Origin of the sequence: Sphingobium sp. B2 (assembly GCF_007693735.1) — a bacterium.
GTDB classification, from domain to species: Bacteria; Pseudomonadota; Alphaproteobacteria; order Sphingomonadales; family Sphingomonadaceae; genus Sphingobium; species Sphingobium xenophagum.
In genome coordinates, this window is the sequence record NZ_VDBZ01000006.1 from 1 (window position 1) to 19,796 (window position 19,796).

Annotated in this window: 18 protein-coding genes and 2 pseudogenes; 16 read left to right on the forward strand and 4 right to left on the reverse strand. The window is 65.2% G+C overall.

Going from position 1 to position 19,796, the window contains the following annotated elements; genetic code table 11:
• Positions 1-402: DUF736 domain-containing protein (locus tag FE851_RS22995; protein WP_145206787.1), on the forward strand; the 402-nt coding region annotated here is incomplete at its 5' end.
• Between the two features lie 299 nt (positions 403-701).
• Here the strand turns inward: FE851_RS22995 and FE851_RS23000 are convergent.
• The gene (locus tag FE851_RS23000; RefSeq protein ID WP_011950443.1) at positions 702-1,982 is read right to left on the reverse strand and encodes a SulP family inorganic anion transporter; all 1,281 of its coding nucleotides are present in this window, start codon (positions 1,980-1,982) and stop codon (positions 702-704) included.
• A 2-nt stretch (positions 1,983-1,984) separates the two neighbouring features.
• On the reverse strand, positions 1,985-2,299 hold the full coding sequence (locus FE851_RS23005; protein WP_011950442.1) for a helix-turn-helix domain-containing protein: 315 nt from the start codon (positions 2,297-2,299) through the stop codon (positions 1,985-1,987).
• 173 nt (positions 2,300-2,472) lie between these two features.
• On the opposite strand from FE851_RS23005, the gene FE851_RS23010 reads away from it, so the two are divergent.
• The 7 genes from FE851_RS23010 to FE851_RS23040 all read left to right on the forward strand — a co-directional run bounded on the left by FE851_RS23010 (position 2,473) and on the right by FE851_RS23040 (position 9,312).
• On the forward strand, positions 2,473-4,293 hold the full coding sequence (locus tag FE851_RS23010; RefSeq protein ID WP_011950441.1) for a phosphoenolpyruvate carboxykinase (GTP): 1,821 nt from the start codon (positions 2,473-2,475) through the stop codon (positions 4,291-4,293).
• 15 nt (positions 4,294-4,308) lie between these two features.
• Entirely contained in the window at positions 4,309-4,617 is a 309-nt protein-coding gene (locus tag FE851_RS23015; RefSeq protein ID WP_011950440.1) for an alkylphosphonate utilization protein, read from the forward strand.
• Between the two features lie 608 nt (positions 4,618-5,225).
• Positions 5,226-5,555: a single-stranded DNA-binding protein gene (locus FE851_RS23020; protein WP_011950439.1), complete on the forward strand. Its 330-nt coding sequence runs from the start codon at positions 5,226-5,228 to the stop codon at positions 5,553-5,555.
• Between the two features lie 58 nt (positions 5,556-5,613).
• The gene (locus FE851_RS23025) at positions 5,614-5,943 is read left to right on the forward strand and encodes a hypothetical protein (protein WP_011950438.1); all 330 of its coding nucleotides are present in this window, start codon (positions 5,614-5,616) and stop codon (positions 5,941-5,943) included.
• Between the two features lie 32 nt (positions 5,944-5,975).
• The gene (locus FE851_RS23030) at positions 5,976-6,578 is read left to right on the forward strand and encodes a hypothetical protein (protein WP_011950437.1); all 603 of its coding nucleotides are present in this window, start codon (positions 5,976-5,978) and stop codon (positions 6,576-6,578) included.
• A 901-nt stretch (positions 6,579-7,479) separates the two neighbouring features.
• Entirely contained in the window at positions 7,480-8,559 is a 1,080-nt protein-coding gene (locus tag FE851_RS23035) for a DUF2493 domain-containing protein (protein ID WP_011950436.1), read from the forward strand.
• 186 nt (positions 8,560-8,745) lie between these two features.
• On the forward strand, positions 8,746-9,312 hold the full coding sequence (locus tag FE851_RS23040; protein ID WP_017184750.1) for a hypothetical protein: 567 nt from the start codon (positions 8,746-8,748) through the stop codon (positions 9,310-9,312).
• Positions 9,313-9,318: 6 nt separating this feature from the next.
• Here the strand turns inward: FE851_RS23040 and FE851_RS23045 are convergent, their stop codons facing one another.
• Positions 9,319-9,579, reverse strand: a complete 261-nt coding sequence (locus FE851_RS23045) for a hypothetical protein (RefSeq protein WP_017184751.1) — start codon at positions 9,577-9,579, stop codon at positions 9,319-9,321.
• 584 nt (positions 9,580-10,163) lie between these two features.
• On the opposite strand from FE851_RS23045, the gene FE851_RS23050 reads away from it, so the two are divergent.
• From FE851_RS23050 to FE851_RS23060, 3 genes are all read left to right on the forward strand, one after another.
• Positions 10,164-10,979 (forward strand): hypothetical protein, encoded by an 816-nt coding sequence (locus tag FE851_RS23050; protein WP_011950433.1) that lies wholly within the window; start codon positions 10,164-10,166, stop codon positions 10,977-10,979.
• A gap of 371 nt (positions 10,980-11,350) precedes the next feature.
• Positions 11,351-11,575: a hypothetical protein gene (locus tag FE851_RS23055; protein ID WP_011950432.1), complete on the forward strand. Its 225-nt coding sequence runs from the start codon at positions 11,351-11,353 to the stop codon at positions 11,573-11,575.
• A 108-nt stretch (positions 11,576-11,683) separates the two neighbouring features.
• Entirely contained in the window at positions 11,684-12,715 is a 1,032-nt protein-coding gene (locus tag FE851_RS23060; protein WP_020818605.1) for an IS110 family transposase, read from the forward strand.
• Positions 12,716-13,051: 336 nt separating this feature from the next.
• On the opposite strand, the gene FE851_RS23065 is transcribed toward FE851_RS23060, so the two are convergent.
• A complete protein-coding gene (locus tag FE851_RS23065) occupies positions 13,052-13,270 on the reverse strand; it encodes a hypothetical protein (RefSeq protein ID WP_026002696.1) in 219 nt (72 codons plus the stop codon).
• A gap of 481 nt (positions 13,271-13,751) precedes the next feature.
• Between FE851_RS23065 and FE851_RS23070 the strand changes: the two genes are divergently transcribed.
• The 5 genes and pseudogenes from FE851_RS23070 (at position 13,752) to FE851_RS23090 (ending at position 19,787) form a co-directional block, all read left to right on the forward strand.
• The gene (locus tag FE851_RS23070) at positions 13,752-14,042 is read left to right on the forward strand and encodes a hypothetical protein (protein WP_011950431.1); all 291 of its coding nucleotides are present in this window, start codon (positions 13,752-13,754) and stop codon (positions 14,040-14,042) included.
• Positions 14,032-15,612 (forward strand): annotated as a pseudogene (locus FE851_RS23075) (type IV secretion system DNA-binding domain-containing protein); the annotation flags it as partial. The gene FE851_RS23070 and the pseudogene FE851_RS23075, both read left to right, overlap by 11 nt.
• 79 nt (positions 15,613-15,691) lie before the next feature.
• A pseudogene (locus FE851_RS23080) lies at positions 15,692-16,492 on the forward strand (type IV secretion system DNA-binding domain-containing protein); the annotation flags it as partial.
• Positions 16,492-19,536, forward strand: coding sequence for a MobF family relaxase (gene mobF / locus FE851_RS23085; protein WP_011950429.1), 3,045 nt, complete (start codon positions 16,492-16,494; stop codon positions 19,534-19,536). The pseudogene FE851_RS23080 and the gene mobF, both read left to right, overlap by 1 nt.
• 50 nt (positions 19,537-19,586) lie before the next feature.
• Entirely contained in the window at positions 19,587-19,787 is a 201-nt protein-coding gene (locus tag FE851_RS23090; RefSeq protein ID WP_011950428.1) for a hypothetical protein, read from the forward strand.
• Positions 19,788-19,796: the final 9 nt, after the last annotated feature.

Below are 19,796 nucleotides of genomic sequence, written 5' to 3' on the forward strand. Positions count from 1 at the left end.
ACGATTGCCATGACGATCGCGCTGCGCGAGGTGCACTCGGCCAATCCGAAGGCGCCGAAGTACGAGGTGCTGGCGCTGTCGGCATCGCGGGCGTGGGTGCAGGTGGGTGCGCTGTTCGAGCTTTTCTCTAACGGCACGGGCGAGGCGTTCCTCAACGGCAAGATCGAGGATCCGAGCCTGGCCGCGCCGCTCTACGTGTCGGCGTTCCGTCAGGAGGACGGCAGCTACAACGTCGTGTGGTCGCGCCCGACGCGCCGCCGCGACCTCGCCTCGGAGATGGCGCCCAAGGCCGACGAGGGCCTGCCGCCGCTGCCCGGTGCCGACGAGACCGCCGGCCCCGCCACACAGGGCACCGAAGCCGGCCTCGGACAGTCCTCCGCAAGCCATGCCTTCGCTGGCTGATCGCACACGCCAAGTCACGAAAGGCCCTCGCTCTTCGCGGAGCGGGGGCTTTTCGCAATTTCCCCGGCCGTGCGGCCGCANGCTGCGAGCCGCAGCAGGAACAGCAGCAGGAAGGCGGACGCCGGCAGCGTCGTCAGCGCGCGCCGGAGCAGGCGGAGGAGCCCGAAACCGTCTGAACCTCCCCGTGCCCGGTCCCACACCTCCAGGCCGGGCACACCCTCCCGCTGGGCTCGCTTCGCTTCTCGCGAAGCGGGCCCTGTTTTCATTTACCCGGCAGCCCGCACGTCTGCATTCCGGCTTCAGTCTCCCTCTTGCGGAACCCGTCGTCGTGCCATGGCCAGCAGCGCAGCGACGACGCATCCCGCGACGATCCCGAAGGTCAGGTCCTTGACCAGGGTCAGCCCAAAGGTCGCCAGGAGCACCAAGGCCGTGGGCCAGCTGCGGATCAGGCGCAGAAACTCCGCCTTCTCGGCCATGTTCCAGCACACCACCAGAAGGACGCCGGCGAGCGCGGAGAGCGGAACGTACCGTGCGAGCGGTGCCGCGACGAGCATGAAGAGCAGGACGAACAGCGCGTGCATCATGCCCGACAGCGGACTGATCGCGCCGGCCCGAATGTTGGTTGCTGTGCGTGCGATCGTGCCGGTGACGCTGATCCCTCCGAACAAGGCGGACACGATATTGGCAAGCCCCTGCGCAACAAGCTCCATGTTGGAGCGATGCTTGCGCCCGGACATGCTGTCGGCGACCTTCGCTGACAGCAGACTTTCGACGCCGCCGAGCAGCGTAAACGACAGGGCCGACGGCAGCAGCTGGAGAACCAGCGCCCACGACAGCTGCGGCGCCTGCGGCGTCGGAAGCCCACGCGGGATCTCTCCGAAACGGCTGCCGATCGTCTCTGCCGGAAGCTGCAGCCAGGCGGCAGCTATCGAGGCCAGGACGACCGCGATCAGCATACCGGGCCAGTTCGGCCGGAACCGGCGCACCACGAAAATCAGCGCGGCGCATCCCAGGCCGAGCACCGCGGCCGCGGGCGTCACCGTCGAAGCCGCGTTGCCCAGCCCCACCAGCTTGGGGATGAGGGGGCCAGGTTCCGCTCCGTCGAGATGAAGACCGAAGAGGTCCCGGATTTCTCCGGAGAAGATCGTCACCGCAATGCCGCAGGTGAAGCCCACCGTCACCGGATGGGGAATATGGCGGATCAATGAGCCCAGCCGCGAAAGTCCAATCAGCGTCAGCAGGGCCCCGGACAGCATCACGGTGACGAGGAGGCCGTTCAGACCGAATTTCGTCGTGGTCGCCGCGACCAGAACAATGAAAGCCCCGGCGGGACCCCCAATCTGATAGCGGCTACCGCCCAAGGCCGAAACGAGGAATCCGCCGATGATCGCGGTATAGAGCCCTCGCTCGGGCGACACCCCCGAAGCCACGGCGATCGCCATCGACAGCGGCAGAGCGACGATCGCGACCGTCACGGCGGCCAGCACGTCCTTGCGAAACGACGAGAAGGAGTAGCCCTCGCTCAGGACCGTGAGCAGCTTCGGCCGGAAGAGATGCGATGTCGCCGTTCCGTCAGGCATCGCTATGACGCCGACGCATTGTCCGGCGTGCGCCGCACGGGCTCGCGCAGGGTCGGGCTGGTGGGATCGCGCAGCCGGACGCCACGCCCGCCACTCGTGCTAACGCTGTTTTCCCGGATGAGTTCGATGCCCTCGCGTTCGAGCGCGTCGACCACCTTGGTCAAGGTGTCGACGACGCCCCGGACATAGCCATCGCTCGCCGCTTCCATCCGCTGGATCGTGGGAAGCGATACGCCGGCGCGCTCGGCGAGCGTGCGCTGGTCGATTCCGAGAAGCGCGCGCGCCGCGCGAAGCTGGGCCGGAGTGAGCATCGGCATGATGTAAAATACATCAGAAATGACGTCAAGGATCGCTTAAAAGCGTTGTAGAGTATCTATCATGCTATCCTAAACTTGCTTTCAGCGCCATCAAACTGCTAACGCTCAGGCACCCAAACCACCTTTTTAACCGCGCGCGCTCGACGCGACGCCCAGGTATTCGGAGAGTTTCGATGTCGGACGCCCTTATCGCTGAAACGCTGGCCGCCCCGACTCGCCATCGTCGCCTCGCCGCCTGGGTGGACGAGATCGCCGCCCTTACCAAACCGGACCGGGTCCACTGGTGCGATGGCTCCGAGGCCGAGTGGGACGCGCTTACCGCGCAGCTCGTCGCCGCCGGAACCCTGCGCCGCCTCGATCCCGCGAAGCGTCCCAACTCCTTCTGGGCCGCATCCGATCCACGCGACGTCGCGCGCGTCGAAAGCCGCACCTTCATCTGCGCCGAGGACGAGGCCGACGCCGGCCCTACCAACAATTGGCGCGCACCGCATGAGATGCGCGATACGCTCCACGGCCTATTCGACGGCTGCATGCGCGGACGCACCATGTATGTCGTGCCCTTCTCCATGGGGCCGATCGGCTCGCCCATCAGCGCGCTCGGCGTGGAGATCACCGACAGTACCTATGTGGTGCTCTCGATGCGCGTGATGACGAGGATGGGCGCACCGGCGCTGGCAGCCCTGGGCGATGACGGCGAATTCGTTCCCGCGGTCCACTCGGTCGGCGCTCCGCTGGCGCCCGGCCAGGCCGACGTCGCCTGGCCCTGCAACGAGACCAAATATATCGTCCATTTCCCTGAAACGCGCGAGATCTGGTCCTATGGATCGGGCTATGGCGGCAACGCCCTGCTAGGCAAGAAATGCTATGCGCTGCGCATCGCCTCGGTCATGGCCCGCGACGACGGCTGGCTTGCTGAGCATATGCTGATCCTCAAGCTGACCTCGCCCGAAGGCGGCGTGCATTATGTCGCCGCCGCTTTTCCCTCGGCCTGCGGCAAGACCAACCTCGCCATGCTGCAGCCAACCATTCCAGGCTGGAAGGCCGAAACGATCGGCGACGACATCGCCTGGATGCGCTTTGGCGACGATGGCCGGCTCTATGCCATCAATCCCGAGGCCGGATTCTTCGGCGTCGCACCCGGGACGAGCGCAACGACCAACGCCAATGCCCTGGCCAGCCTCAACGCCAACACGATCTTCACCAACACCGCGCTCACCGCCGACGGTGATGTCTGGTGGGAGGGCCTGACGAAGGAGCCGCCCGACGGGCTTACGGACTGGCGCGGCCAGGCCTGGTCTCCCGATCTCGGGACGCCGGCCGCCCATCCCAACGCGCGCTTCGCCTGTCCCGCCGGCCAGTGCCCGGCCATCGCACCCGAATGGGAGGATCCCAAGGGCGTCCCGATCTCGGCGATCCTGTTCGGCGGCCGGCGCGCGACGACCGCTCCGCTCGTCACCGAGGCCTTCGACTGGCAGCACGGTGTGTTCCTGGCCTCGAATGTCGCCTCCGAAGGTACGGCTGCGGCCGAGACCAAGATCGGGGATGTCCGCCGCGACCCCTTCGCGATGCTGCCCTTCTGCGGCTACAATATGGGCGACTACTTCGCGCATTGGCTCAAGCTGGGAGCAGAAGCAGCGGATCCAGCCAAGCTGCCACGCATCTTCTACGTCAACTGGTTCCGCAAGGATGCCCATGGCCGCTTTCTCTGGCCCGGCTTCGGCGACAACGCCCGCGTCCTCAAATGGATCGCGGACCGGCTCGACGGGTGCGTCGAGGCGGAAGACAAGGCCATCGGCCGCCTTCCCAATAGGCACGACCTCGATCTGCAGGGGCTCGATCTGTCGGATGACGCGGTCACCGCCTTGCTCGCCGTCGATGACGATGAATGGCGCGCCGAGGCCGAGCGCATCCGCCGTGACTATGCGCGCTTCGGCGACCGCCTGCCCGCCGCCTTGACCGCCGAACTCGGCGCGCTCGAAGCCCGTCTGGCGTGAAGGGCGCCATCGATCGTGACCGACGCAAACGACGACTATGTCTATGACGAAGCCTCTGGCGACTGGATCACCGCTGCCGAGGCAGCCGTGAATGCCCGGACCGCCGAGACGATCGAGGTCCGCGATGCCGTTGGCAACGTCCTCGCCGATGGCGACAGCATCATCACGATCAAGGACCTCAAAGTGAAGGGGGCGGGGCAGACCCTGCGCAAGGGTACCGTGATCAAGGCGATAAGGCTGACCGGCGACGCTCAGGAAATCGACTGCCGCTACGAAGGCATCAAGGGCTTGGTCCTGCGCGCGGAATTCGTCCGCAAGCACTGACATGGCTGGCGAGGCTTCGCCGACCGCTCCAAGGACGAAGCAGGCCGGTGCCCCGCGGCCCGATGGTCATGGAGCCTGACCGAGTTGCGTGGACGGCGTCAGAACCTGCGCCCATCGCCGTCCACGCGGCCGGTGATCATGCCCGACCACTTGGCGCCGCGCCCTTCTCGTGTCTGGCGCTAGCCGAGCGCCGCCCGGCATGACCTGACGGCGTAACGCCGCCGTGGAAGGCGCGCCGATGTCAAGCTGCGACGCAGGCCGTCCCCGACCATTTGGGCACCGATGAATGTCTGACGCGCGCTGCAGTCGTGCTGCCGGCGTGTCTCGCCGTGGCGGGTCCGTGTGAAGACCGTCCATGCCGCGCGCCTTGCCGATATCACCGCGGGGCCATCCGCTTGTCTGGATGAACGCTACGCCCGTGCGGGATCCCCGCAACCCGCCATTTTCCGACCGTGTTGAGGCCTGACGGCCTCTGCCCGCACCACTCGAAAAATGGGGGTTTCCCCGCGCTGAAGCGCAGGTGCGGTGCCCCCTCGATCACGGGCCTTCGCGATTGTTCATCCCAGCGGGATCGGCCCGCTGGCGTGAAACGCGAAAGGCATCAGGCCATGAACAAGGTTTTTCTCTCGGGCCGCATCACCTCGGACATCACCCGCTTCGGCACGGACAGCAAGGGCGGCGTCAGCTTCAGCCTCGTCACCTCGAAGCCGGTGATCAAGGACGGCCAGGTCCAGAAGGACGACAACGGCTACACCGAAACCTACGACGAGTTCCATCAGGTCAAGGCCTTCAACGGCCTCGGCAAGTCGGTCGCCAACAACAAGAAGAAGGGCGACAAGCTCCTGGTGGTCGGCGAGATCCGCTACAGCCGCAACGAGCGCGACGGGCGCACCTACTACAACACCGACATCGTCGCCGAGGAAATCGAGTTCCTCTGACCGTCTCCCGGGCGGTCGCTCGCGGCCGCCCTCCACCTTCCTTCAGATGGAGAGCAAGATGTTCACTCTCACCAGCTTCGACGACATCGCCGGAATCGCCCAGGGCGTCGAGATCACCAACCCCAACATGGTCGAGCGCATCCGCCGCGCGGCAGACAGCCTTAACCGCCACGAGATCGCCGCGCACCTCGGCCAGGCGATCACCGAGGCGACCGACGCCGCGCATGTCCGCGACTTCGAGGAAGTGCAGTTCGGCGAGGCGAGCGCCGATGCGATCGTCGATTGCGAATATTACGAAGATCTCGCCGCAGCCTGGTCGCTGATCGCCAGCGAGCATCAGCTGACCATTCCCCATTCCATCTTCGCGCACGACGGGTCGGTCCACTGACCCGTCACACGCCTTTCGAACGGAGTACCGTCATGATCAAACCTGCCCCTTCGAACACCGCCGCCGCCCATTGCTACGGCATCGTCCTTCACCATCGGCTCGCCTGGTGGCTGGTCGAATTTCCCGAACTCGACGCGGCGCCGACCGCCGCGCGCAAGCTTTCGGGCAAGCTCACGCCGGGCATGGCCGACTGGCTCCGCTCCGAGACCGGCGATGCCGGTCTCGCGGCCGACGTCGCTGCGCTCCATCCCCAGAGCCGGTGCTGGTCCGGCGAATTCTCCTACCTCCCCGCGGCCGGCGCCGCCGACCAGATCGACATCGATGCCCATCCCTGGGGCAGCGAAGCCGGTGAACTCGAGACCCGGCTCGCGCGCACGATGATCGATGCGACACTGCATCCGGTTCCCGCGGGCTTCATCTCAGTCTTCACGGGCCTACCGCCGGAGAACCAGCCCGTGCTCGCGATCAGGTTGAGCGGCTACACCTGTTCGACCTTCGAACTGCTCACCGCCCGGCATATGCCGACCTATCGGCCGCGGTCGCCCTGGCGCGACATCTCGGCCGATGCGGTCAGCGATAGCGGCAGCGACATCATCGGCTGGCAGCCGGCGGCCGACTGGATCAGGCCTATCTGATCCGTGCGGCGAAGCCGGCGAGTGTCGTTGGCTTCGCCCTGCCTTTCGCTCGAGCCTGACTATCATCTGCCCGCGCGAGCGCACAGCCGGGCGCCACCACCGCTGGTGGCGTTTTCCACTTGCCGTGCCCACCTCCCGGTGAAATCCGGACGCCGGCGGCTCCTGTCGTGACCCGGCTCTCATGCGTGCCGCAGGTTGTGCCGCGCCTTGTGCCGCGTGAGGTTCATCGCCCTGCCGCGAGCCGCGTTCACTGCGCCCGGGCCCTATCGCTCAGCCCCGTTCGGACATGCGGGCGCGAGCGTGTCAGCCGGCGATCGAACTGCCTCGCAGCCAGCTCCTCAATCCAGGTGATCGATACCGTGACGCCCCAGGACGTCAGGCACCGGGGAGGTTTGCGGTGACCATCCAGTGCCGGGCGGGCCGGCGAGGTTTTGCCCGGACAAGAAGAAGAGAAGAGGGTTTCGGCGCATCCCGCCCAACGCTTCGCGCCGGGCGGGACCGGGGCTCTATTCGCTAAGCCGCCGCCCGCGCGTACCGCACGTGCCCCGGCCAAGCTCACGGAGCCAGGCCTTCGGCCCGTCTCCGCCCATTCGGGTGACGAACCCGCTTGCGGGATTCCCCCGGTGAGGTTTGAAATCCCTATTCCTCTCTTGTGTCTGCCTAGTTTGGCATGCGGGGTTGGCAGTCCGTCGAGGATGAGCGGTCCCCCCAATTTTTTCGTGCGGCCGCTGCCGCGCCCACCCGAAAAAAATCGGTTCCCCCGCTCCCCGCTGGTGCGGCGTCAACCGGGGTCCGGCCGCGGCCGGCTTCCCGGTTAACGTCCCCGACCTCCCTGACCGCCGCATGTCCTGAACAAGGCCTCATCGCGTGGATGAGACATCCAAAAGCCACGGAGGCCAACATGTCCAAGTCCTTCTCGAACTTCGCCGATTTCGCCAGCTTCATCGCCAGCGAGACGGGAACCGACCAGCGTAGCCCGCTCTACGAAGCCGCCTTCATCGAGCATGACGAGCGCGCCAAGCTTTCGCCTGTCGACGAGAGCGAGCAACTGGAAATGCCCGATCCGGAACAGAGCCGAGCCGCCGTCGAAATGGTGATGGCGACGCTCTTCGATGTGTTCCGCGACACCCGCCTCGAACCCTTCGCGAGCGATCTCGCCTGGGGCTTCGTCAACAGCTTCCATGTGGTGGCGAAGCGCATCAGCGACCGCGAGGACGATGCGGCCAAGGAGCTTGGCGAACTCGCGCGCAGCTTCGATCCCAGCGAAATCTACGCATCGCAGATCGAGGAGGCGCAGCTGCTCTGCCAGACGCTGCAGGGGTGCCGGGATGCCATGGAATGCATGCGCGACCACGCCGCCGACGTCTACCGGGTCGAGACCGGACGGCCCTATTCGCCGACGCGCGGCAGCCGGGTCTCGAAGGGCGTCACCGCCTCGATGATCGACGCCCGAGACTATCTCGCCGCCCGGATGCGGGAACGCCGTGAGCAGTTCGCTCCGGAAGGTCCGGTCGTTGCCTTCTCGGGCGGTCAGGTCTGGGAGGATCATGACATGCTCTGGAAGGGTCTGGACTCGATCCTGGCCCGCATCCCGGAGATGATCCTCGCCACGACAGCACAGACCAAGGGCTGCGATGCCATCGCGCAGGCATGGGCAGCAGCACGCGGCGTGAAGGTCATCATGTTCCGCCTCGACCGCCGGCTGGGGGCCAAGGCCGCCTTCGTCCGCAACGATCGGCTGCTCGCCCTCAAGCCGGTCGAAGCTGTCGTCTGCGAAGGCTCCGGCATCCAGATGAACCTCGCCCAGAAGCTGCGGCAGGCAGGCGTTCCCCTCCACATCGTGAAGCTCGAACCGTCAGCCAAGCCGCAGCCCGCCCAGCCCACCGGCAGAACCGCAAAGTCGCGGGACGAATTCGATCCCTGGACCCAGGACGACTATTACGCCGCCATGGTGAACGGCGGTGGTCGCCGTCGTCGGTGACGCGTCCGGGAGAGGCTCCGGCAATCGCCGGGGCCTCTCCTGCTTTTTCGCTGCGAGGATGCGGTGCGCGGGGGCATCGAACCCCCGCGCACCGCCGGGCGCTGGCGCGCGCCGCACGGACAATACCCGAAAGGGCCAAGGAAAGAGGGGAGAGGCGAGGCGCTTTCAGCCGAGGAGACCAAGCCCGTGTCCATCCTGTTCCGCATCACCGAGCCGGCCGACGATACAGCCTCGCCCAGCGCCATCATCACAGCCCGCAAGCTTGCGGCTTTCCGCCGGTTCCTCCGTTCCGAAGGAGATCGTATCGGCATCGCGCTGCTCGAACCCGACGAATATCTTGGCGACAGCTTCGAGGCGCGCGTCTGTCCACTCGCGCTCGCCGCGATCACGGGCATTTTCGACCACGAGGCCACTGTCATCGCAGTCGTCGAGGAGGCCCAGTTCAGAGGCAAGCGCATCGCGATCCATCACTGCCCGAGCAGCGCCGAGATCATCCTGCGCGTCGCCCTCACGTCCGATCAGGGCGTCGAACTCGATCTCGCCTACGGCAATGCCTACGCGCTGCTCGAAGCGCTCGCGATCGAGCCTGACAGCGTCGGTGACATCCCCATCGATCTCCTACGCGCCCGGCTGTCCGATCCGGCCACGCCGAGCCGCGCGGCGCTGCGCGGTGTCGGTCATTACCTGCCCCGACTAGAGCGTCTCGTCGCGAGCGCGCAGGAGCGCGAGGCTGCCCGCTTCGCATGGGCCTGACATGCGTTAGTCCCGGCAATTCTTCTCCGGCGGGATCCTGTCGGTCCTTCGACGCATGAGGCTGTCGATCGCCGCCTGTAAATGACAGGTCGCCATCTGCTCGCCAGCTTGCTCGAGCGCCGCCATCGCCTCACGCATCAGCACGACTGCGAGGGCCCGGCGGACGTTTGAATCGATTCCCTGCGGATCATATATGTCGATTGATTCCGGCGTGCGCGGTGCGGCTTTCGCGCGGCGGGGAACAATCTCTCGTCCCGAATTGGTCATCCCCAGGCTCCCCGCAATGCGCAAAGGTCGAACCCTTGCTCAAAACTCCCGCGCACGAGGCGCGGGAGCCGGGGCTGGTAACACGTCGAGACATGCGCCTACGCTTTTAGCACCAAGGCACCTGGACATATGCGCAGGCACCCCGGCGTGAGATCACACCGAGCTGCCTTTCTCGACGGGATTACCAGTCCCGGCGCCACGGCCTTCGCGGCGCAAACAGCCACCTATCACAGACATGGGAAGACACCAAGGTGGGTCGTCTGAACAGCGAGCCACAGTGCCTTGCCGGCAGGCACGGACACGTGCCTAAGATGGGAGACGGGACCCAAGCTCTCTCACATCTCGGCATCAGACGAGGCTTCATCGCCAAAGCATGACGCTGGGTGTCGATCGGCCGTCAAGGATCAGCGGTCCCCCCAATTTTGCCGGCCGGCGCGCTGCGCTTCCCGGCGACAAAATCGGCTCCCCCCGCTGCCCGCTCACGCGGCGGCCATGCCGTCCCTGACCGCCTCAACACCGCGTCCAGATGAGCCCATCCTCATCGATGCGAGATGGGGAGCGCACCATCATCAACGGAGGCTTCGATGGACAATCTTCACCACTCCCTGCGCACGCTGTTCAGCACCCCATTCTGTCCAAACTGCACGACCCTCTTCGACGCCGAGCAATATGATCATGTCGACGAACGCGCGCGCTGCTCGCACTGCGGAACCGTCTATCGGATCCCCGACGACCATGTGCCGGACAATCCGGATGACGACATCGACGACGTCCGGCCGGATACCGCCCATATTGTCCAACCGCACGAGCCGGGCTACTGGCCAGCGCAAGCGACTGGCTTCCGGCTCATTCGCCTGCTCGAAAGATATCTCGCACTTACCCAGACCTGCGGGCGCTTAGTCAGCGTTGCCCAAACCTCCACCGAACGGGATTTCTTCAGGGCCGAGCATGACCGGCTCTACCGCCTAACTTGCCGCATCGCACGCCAGGTCGCCCGATCGAACGGCTACGCGATCCTTCGAGCACTCTCGGACGATAGCCCGGCCTATCGCGTGGTGATCCAGAACCAGCCTATCGCTCTATCCGGGGGTTCGTGCATCAAGGAGACGCCGCAGTTTCTGACCCTCGAACAGTTGCGTGCCGACGCGGAACGGCTCGCCGAAGCGGAGATGCGGGCCACCGCCGGCGCGACGTACGAACTCTACGCCCGCCAGTTCTCCACGGCCTGTGCACGCGCCATCAACAAGCTTGATCCGGACCTGCGCCGCTACGCCGTCAAGATCGCCAATGACCACGGCTACATCGCGGGCGAGGACGAGCGATATGCCGACTTCGGACCCGGCCTATGCTCCCTGACCGGCATCGACGAACACTATTGCCATTGCGGCCGTCACCCCTGACGGCAGCCGGGACCGGGCCACGCGCTCGGTCCCGTTCTTTCGACGAGATGGCTCGATGCCCCGGCTCGCTCGCGTGCCATGCGGACCCTTCGGTCCGCACGTCGCTACGCCTCGGCCGAGGTCTCCCGACGAGAGGGAACATCTCTCACAGTCTTCCCATTCTGTCAGACGTCCGAGGCCGCCTCAAGGACGGCGGGGCCCCACGATTTTCTTCGGCGGATCGAGGGGAGGCGCTCGTCCTTCGGCGTGGTGGCCGCCGAAGAAAATCGTGACCCCCACCGCCGCTTCGCGGCCCGCTTCGCGGGTCCTTGACCCGGCCTCGGCCGCCTGACGCGCCGCTCCTGTCATTCAAGACAGACAGGAGCGAATCCATGCAGATGATCTCGACCAGCGCCGCCGCCGACAACGCCGCCTTCTTCGCAGCCATCGCGAACGCCGAACGCCGCGCGCTTCACAGCTACTTCGACCAGCACGTCGTGGCGGACGACGAGGCGGGCTACATCACCATCGACGAGGGCGATTACGGCGCGCTGCCGATGACGATCATCGACCGGATCGTCCACAGCGTGCCGGGCGGACTGCTCGACGAATATTGAGGCAAGACGGGGAGGGGCGCGCACGCGCCTCTCCCTTATGGGATGGCCCGCCCCTTTTCCCCGGCATCAGGTATGATGCCGGTGCTTGAAAAGGAAAGGAGCGGACCGATGTCTATTGTTATCCTTGGCGTTGATTTGGGCAAGAATGCCTGCAGTGTCGTAGGCGTTGATGCAGCAGGCGCTGTCATCGTGCGTAAGTCGATGCGCCGACAGACACTTATCGATTACGTGACCAAGCTTCCGGCTTGCGTGATTGCAATGGAGGCGTGCTGTGGTGCCCACAACCTTGGTCGCCTTTTCGCCGCGCAGGGGCACGAAATCAGATTGATGTCGCCGGAGTACGTACGCCCGTATGTCAAAGCGCAGAAGAATGATGATCGTGATGCGGAGGGGATTGCCGAGGCCGCCTCGCGCCCGACTATGCGCTTCGTCGAACTCAAGACTCAGGAGCAGTTGGACATCCAGACCCTCCACCGCGTCAGGTCCCGCCTGGTAGCCGAGCGCACAAACCTTATCAACCAACTGCGGGCGATCCTCCTGGAGCGGGGGACCATTTTTCCGGCCGGCCGGCGCAAGCTGGAGTTGGGCATTGATGCCATGCTGGCCGCCGAAGATACGGCCCTATCACCACGCTTGAAGCAACTGGTGGGTGAACTGCGCGCCGAATGGCACGAACTTGATACCAAGGTCGAGGCACTGAACGGCGAGTTTGTCGAACTGGCTCGCAATGATGCAGCTGCCCGGCGGCTCACGTCCATCCCCGGCATCGGCACGTTGAACGCAACCGCTTTGATTGCAGCCGTGGGCGATGCCAGCAGCTTTGCCAAAGCGCGAGACTTGGGTGCTTGGCTCGGCTTGGTACCCAGGCAACATACTACCGGCGGCAAGCCCCGGCTGCTCGGCATCTCCAAGCGTGGCAACACCTATTTGCGCACTTTGCTCATCCATGGCGCCCGGGCAGCATTACCGTCACTGGCGCGCAGCGAAACCCCGCTGGGACGTTGGTTGACAGGAATGATCGAGCGAGGAGTTCATCGCAACGCAATCGTCGTCGCATTGGCTAATAAACTGGCGCGGATCGCTTGGGCAGCCCTTCGCAAAGAAGTGAGCTTCGAACGCGGCTATCCAGCAGCGGCATAACGGATCGGCTGCGTGCTTCTGCGCGCGTAGCCCAACGATGTTTGCAGGAAGGATCGTGAAGATGGCCTGACAGTCGATCGGCGTCTGGAAAGCCCGGGCAAAAAAATGGCACCTGTTGCCGGTTCCCTTATTGTGGCTCCAGACGTGCGGATGTCCATCTTGGCCACGGGATGCTCCCGTGAGACCGCATACGTTGACGCAGACTGATCAGAACACCGTAAAATCCTACTTGCAAACGGGGCGGGCCATACGTTTTTTTGTGTGGCGATGTTACGGGCATGGGGGGCATCGAACCCCCCATGCCCGTGCCGCGACAAGGGTCGCGGCGGGGGCTGTTCAGGCCGTGAGGCGCTTTTCCACTTCGTCGATGCCGAGCGACCGGATACGGGCAACGAGCCCACCCAATCGCTTGCCGTCGAGCTTCAGCAGGCCGGTCTTCTCAAGAGCCTGGATCGCGGCCTCGCGTTCCTTCTCTTCCAGCCGTTGCCGTCGCTCCTCGAGCTTGCGGCCTTCCTCTTCTATCGCTGCTCTTTCCTGTTCCAATGTGCGTGCCATGAAGGGCCTCTCGGTTCACGCTGATCGGGCTATGAACAGGCCCACTATAAGCGCTCACCGGCCATGCCGGAAGCACGGAATGCGCGCCCGCCAAGCGGTTGGTCAACTGCCGCAACCATGGCTTTCCTTCCGTCCACCGGACGGCCTGGCGTCCCGCCGGAGGCGCTTCCCCATGCCATTTGATCGCGTCACAAGACGCCCCGGGGAGTGGATCAGCCCTGGTGCAGAGAAGCACACCGAACGCACCTCGGTGCATTGGGTTCTGGAACAATTCCAGCGACTTATGGCGGTCTTGGTGCGTGTGCGGCTGTGGGACAGGATTTCGCTGCCCACAAAACACACGAAAATCGGCCATTTCAGCGTGTTACACGAGAACACGCTCCGCGCCGCGCATGCGATTTTCTTGCTCCACCGACACGATTGCGCTATAAGTCGGATCGGTTTCTGAGACCCCACCAGCCTCCCTGCTAGGAGGCTCGGTTTGACCATTCCCTACAAGCATTGCTCGGTCCGGCTCGACCGGAGCAAATATGATCGCCTCGTAGCGCTCGCCGCGGAGCGCGGATGCACGCCGTCCGACCTGCTGCGCGCGGCCGTCGATGCCTTCCTGGGATCCGGCCAGCTCTTGACCTCAAGCCACCGTCGGATCGCCCGCATCAGCGAGTTCCAGCATCTCGCGCTCGACATCATCATCCGCGAACAATTCCCCGAATATCGCGACCGCATCATCGCGGAAACCGACAAACGTCTGGAGCAATATCATGGCGCGTGAGGACATCCGCACGGACGGGCGTCCCGTCCCGCTCACCCATCATTCGGCGCGCGGCCGCGTGCAGCGCAATGCCGGCAATTTCACCCGCGGCAGCCAGCTACTCACCCATGAGATGCTGATGTGGTTCTCGGGCGCCAAGCTGCCCTTCATCCTCTGGTTCTTCGCCTTTCTCGCCGCCTGGTTCATCATCATGTCGCTCAAGCTCGACGAGCATGGTTTCCAGCTCGTCTGCATGAAGGTCTATGCGACCCTCTGGAACTGGATCGACCTCAATCCGAACAAGCGCGTCAACGTCACGCTGCCGAACGGCGACCTCATGCGCACCGTGATGAAAGCGGTGCCCTATATTCCCGAGGTCATCACAGCCTGGGCCGTCGCGATGCGGGGCCTCATCGGCGCTTTCCTGATCTCGGTCTTCATCACCATTCCGGCCGCCATCTGGTTCGTCGACATCTCGCATCGGCGCGGCCGTTCGATCCTTCAGGAACGGCATGAACGCGGCGCCATGCTGGTTGATCGCAGCGTGCTTCTGGTGGAGATCAACGAGCATAACCGGGTGAAGTTCGAAGAGGAGGCGGCCGACCTCTTCCCCGGCCTGTCCTCGCGGCAGGTTCTCGCGCTCCCGTTCCGAGCGCGCAAGGAAGCCGGCATCCATCATCCCTACACGCTCGCGGGCATCCCCTTTCCGCACCGCACCGAACAATCCCATGCGATGCTCATCGGCACCACCGGATCAGGCAAGACGACCGAGCTCAGAAGCCTCGTCACCCAGATGCGCGAGCGCCAGGACACGGCCGTCATCTTCGATCTCACCGGCGCCTATGTCGAAGCCTTCTACGATCCCACACGCGACACGATCCTCAATCCCATGGACGCGCGCTGCCCGGCCTGGTCGATCTTCAACGATTGCCGCACCCACAGCGAATTCACGGCCGCCGCGGCGGCGCTAATCCCTTCGGATGGCGGTTCGTCCGAACCCTTCTGGGCGCTCGCAGCGCGCACCCTCTTCATCGAGATGTGCATTCGCCTGATGGAGCGGGGGCAGACCAGCAATCTGGCGCTGTCCGAGAACCTGATGACGGCCGACCTGAAGCGCGTCCACCGCTTCCTCGCCAACACCATCGCCGACCCGCTCACTGCCCCCGAAGCGGCCCGCATGGCGGAATCGATCCGCGCCGTCTTCAACACCAATGCGCAGGTCCTTCGCTTCCTTCCCGACGAGGGCGAATCCTTCTCGATCCGCGACTGGATCACGCGGGACAAGAAGCCCGGATCGATCCTGTTCGTGACGTCGAACTATGTCGATCTGCCGATGAACCGGGCGCTGCTCACGCTGTGGATGGATCTCGCGATCAACCGGCTGATGACGCTGCCGCGCACCCGCAGCTTGCGCACCTGGTTCATGTTCGACGAGCTTGGCGCACTGCATCGCCTTCCGGCGATCGAGAATGGTCTCCAGACGGCGCGCGCGTTTGGCGGCGCGATGATCCTGGGCATCCACAGCTTCGAGAAGCTGGTCGAAGTCTATGGCGAGCAAGGGGCACGCAATCTCGCCTCGCTCGCCCGCTCCAAGCTCATCCTGTCTCTTATACACATCTAGATGTGTATAAGAGACAGCTCCAAGCTCATCCTGTCTCTTATACACATCTATCCACAGCTTCGAGAAGCTGGTCGAAGTCTATGGCGAGCAAGGGGCACGCAATCTCGCCTCGCTCGCCCGCTCCAAGCTCATCCTCGCGACGGCCGATCTCGACACGGCCGAGCAGTGCGCGCGCTACATCGGCAACCGCGAGGTTCGCCAGATGGATGAGGCCTATAGCTACGGCTACAATAACACCCGCGACGCTTCGACCCTGACCCCGCGCAAGCAGGTCGAACCACTCGTCATCGCCGATGACATCACCAACCTGCCCTCGATGCACGGCTTCGTGAAATTCCCCGACGGCTTCCCCGCCGCGCGCATCCTGCTCGAGTGGAAGGACTATCCCCAGGTCGCCCAGGGCTTCGTCCAACGGCCCGATGTCGGGCCGGTACGCTCAAGGCGCGGAGAGGAGGTGTTCGAGGAAGACGGGGCAGGGGAGGCGGGCGGGCGCGACGGCTCGTTGCAGGTCGTGGAGGAAGTGGCCGAGATCACCAATCTCGCCCGCGATCTCGCCGCACGGATCCTGTCGGCCGAGGTCGAGGAGGAGGACGATGCCGCCCGCCGCGCGGCGCAGCGGGCGGACGACCGGGACGAACAGGCGACGCCTGGCACGCATAGCGCGGACAGGGCGCAGGCGGCGCGCGCCAGCGGCGAGGAACAGCCGGTTTCCGCGCGCGACCGGGACGATCGTCGTGATGGCCACCGGCACGGGGAGACGAGCCCACAGGTCGAGGACCAGACCCTGATCGAGCTGCGCCACGACTTCTCCACCGGCCGCGAGGATGACGGCATGGACATGGGCATCTGATGCTCTCGGTCGCCGGCGTCCGCTCCGCTTCCGGTGCCGCGAACTATTTCGCGAAGGACGACTATTACACGGTCGAGGGCTCGTCCGAGATCAGCGCCTGGGGAGGGGAGGGCGCCGAGGCGATCGGCCTGTCCGGAGAAGTCTCGAAGGACGCCTTCGAGGGCGTGCTGAACGGTATCCTCCCAAGCGGCGAAGCGGTCGCCCAGGTCGAGAACCGGCGCGCCGGCTACGACCTCACCTTCTCCATGCCGAAGTCGGCTTCGGTCATGGCCTATGTCGCCGGCGACAAGCGCGTGCTTGACGCCAATATGGCCGCGGTCAAGGCGACCATGGCCTGGGTCGAGAAGAACCTCGCGGAAGGGCGTCGCGACATCGAGGGGCGCAAGGTCCCGGTCCAGACGGGCAATCTCGTCTACGCGCTCTTCCAGCACGACACGAGCCGGGCGCTCGATCCGCAGGCCCACATCCACGCCGTCATCGCCAACCTCACCCGCATGCCCGATGGCAAATGGCAGGCACTCCACGCCGACAAACTCTGGAGCCACAACAGCATCATCGGCTCGATCTACCATGCTTTCCTGCGCGCCGGGCTCGAGCGGATCGGCTATCAGGTGGACCTCAAGGGCAAGCATGGCACCTTTGAGATTGCCGGCGTTCCCAAGGCGGTCATCGGCGAATTCAGCCAGCGCCGCGAGGAGATCCTCGATCACGCAACGCGGCTCGGCATCAAGTCGCCGGAGGGCCTGCGCGAAATCACCAAACGCTCGCGCGATCCCAAGCTCGACGTCGAGGACCGCGCCGCGCTGAAGCAGGGCTGGATCGACCAGGCCGCTGCCCACGGCTTCGACGGCAAGGACCTGCGGGCAGCAGCCGAGGCGCGCGCCGGGATGGCGTCTTCGGAAAATGCTCTCGAGCGCGGCTACCGCGCCATTGTCGATGCCGTAACTGGTGCCCGCCAGACGCTGGGTGCGCTGCTCCGCCCCCAGGACCCTTTAGTGGACAATGCGCTCGCCCGCGCGGTCAAGTCGCCAGCGGAAGCGCGCGCGCAGCTCGCGGTCGCGTCCGCCGTCCGGATCCTCTCCGAACGTGAGGCCGCATGGCCCGTCAATCTGCTCGGCAAGACCGCGCTCGATCTCGGTCTCAAGGGCGTCACCGTCGACCTGATCGAGAGGCGGATCGACCGGCTCGTGCAGAACCGTCAGCTCATCCCGGGCGTCGCGACAGCCGCGGACCGGACTGGCCGCATGGTGACCACGCAGGAGGCGCTGCGGACCGAAGAGAAGATTCTTGCCGCCGTCGAGGAGGGGAAAGGGAAGTCCGAGCCAATTGTGGCGGCCGCCGATGCGCCGCAGCGATTGCAGGATGCCGCCGAACGGCCGCTCAATCCTGGGCAGCTCGCCGCCGCGACGATGATCCTGTCATCCGCCGATCGTACCGTCTCGGTGCAGGGCGCCGCCGGCACGGGCAAGTCCACCATGCTCCAGGCGGTCGCGCGGGTCGCCGAGGAGGAGGGCGCCCGGATCACCGGACTTGCCTTCCAGAACAAGATGGTCGCGGACCTCGCCGAAGGGGCGGGCATCAAGGCCCAGACGATCGCTTCCTTCGTGCTCGCCAACGAGCGGTTCGTGACCGAGCGTGACACGCTGGGATATGAGGCTGCGCGCGAGAAGCTCGCCGGTACCATGCTTCTCGTCGACGAAACCTCGATGGTGTCGTCGAACGAAATGCTCAAGCTCCACCAGATCACAGCAGCCTTGGGCGTCGACAAGCTCGTTCTGGTCGGTGACCGGCAGCAGCTCTCTTCGATCGACGCGGGCAAGGCCTTCGCCATGATCCAGGCGGGCGGCGGCACGATGGCGCGGATGGATCAGAATATCCGCCAACGCACCGACCAACTGCGCACCGTCGCGGCGCTCGCCAATATCGGCAAGGCCGGCGCGGCGCTGAAAGTGCTGGGGGACCGTGTCGTCGAGGCGGGGGAGCCGGCCGCCGCTGCGGCCGACATGTGGCTCGAGCTCTCCCCTGGCGAACGGGAGGCGACCGCTGTCTTCGCTTCGGGCCGCGACGCGCGCGCCGTCATCAACCAGCGCATCCAAGATGGCCTGATCGCGGAAGGGAGCGTCAAGGGCCAGGCGATCCATCTCACTGTCTTTGAGCGGGTCAACACCACGCGCGAGGAGCTGCGCTATGCCTCGACCTACCGTCAGGGCCAGACGCTCGAGGTCGGCCGCGGCGGCGCGCAGGACGTCGGGATCAAGGCGGGACGCTACGACGTCCTCAAGGTCCACGCCAACGGGAAGGTCGAACTGTCGGACGGTCGGCGCAGGATACGCTTCGATCCCCAGAAGCTGTCGCCGACCGAGCAGCGCGATCGCCTGCAGCTTTCTGAAAAGAAGGACCTTCAGCTGCGCGAAGGGGACCGCATCCGCTGGACGGCCAACGACAAGCAGCGCGGCCTGCACAATGCCGCGCTTGCGCGCGTTGTGGGCGTCGATGCCGATGGCGTGAAGGTTGAGACTGCGGACAAGGTGCTCCTCACGCTCAGCCTCGGTGACCCGATGCTATCTCGGCTCGACCTTGCTTATAGCCTTAATATGCACATGGCCCAGGGGATCACCACCGACAAGGCGATCACCGTCATGTCGTCGCATGAGCGCAACCTCTCGAACCAGCGCCTCTTCAACGTCGGGGTCACGCGCGTGCGCGACGAGCTGACAATGGTCGTGGACGACAAGGAGAAGCTCGCGCGGCAGCTCGACATGAATCCCGGCAACAAGACCTCCTCGCTCGAGACGCTCGGCCGCCTCGATATCGACGGCAGGAAGGGGCCGGGCGCGCAACCCCGCGAGAAGTTCGATCCCGGTCCGATCGACGGCGTCAACCTGTCCGATCTTGCTCCCGTTCCAAGCGATCTGCCGCCTCTGCCCGATGGCGCGGCATCTGCGCCGGCCGCGAAGGCCCCACAAGCGCCGCCCGATCTGAAACCCGATCGCGGCGATCCGCTGCCACCGCTGCCCGAGCGCAGCCTCGGGCTCGACTTGTGAATGGAGAAGTCGCCGGCGTGGTGCCTGCGGCGAAGAGAAGGAGACGAACGATGGGTTGGGAATTCGATGAGGCTGGCAAGTTCGGGAGCGAACGGGCAGCCGAAGACTATGCGAAGCGCAACAACATCGATCCGCGTGATGTCCAGCTGACCCGCAAGGGTGAGGAGGTCGAACTCAACATCCGCCGGTCGGCCCTCGATGGCCGTAAGCTGCGCGACAATGGCGAAGGTCGCCGGGACGGCTGGGGCTGAACGGAGGGC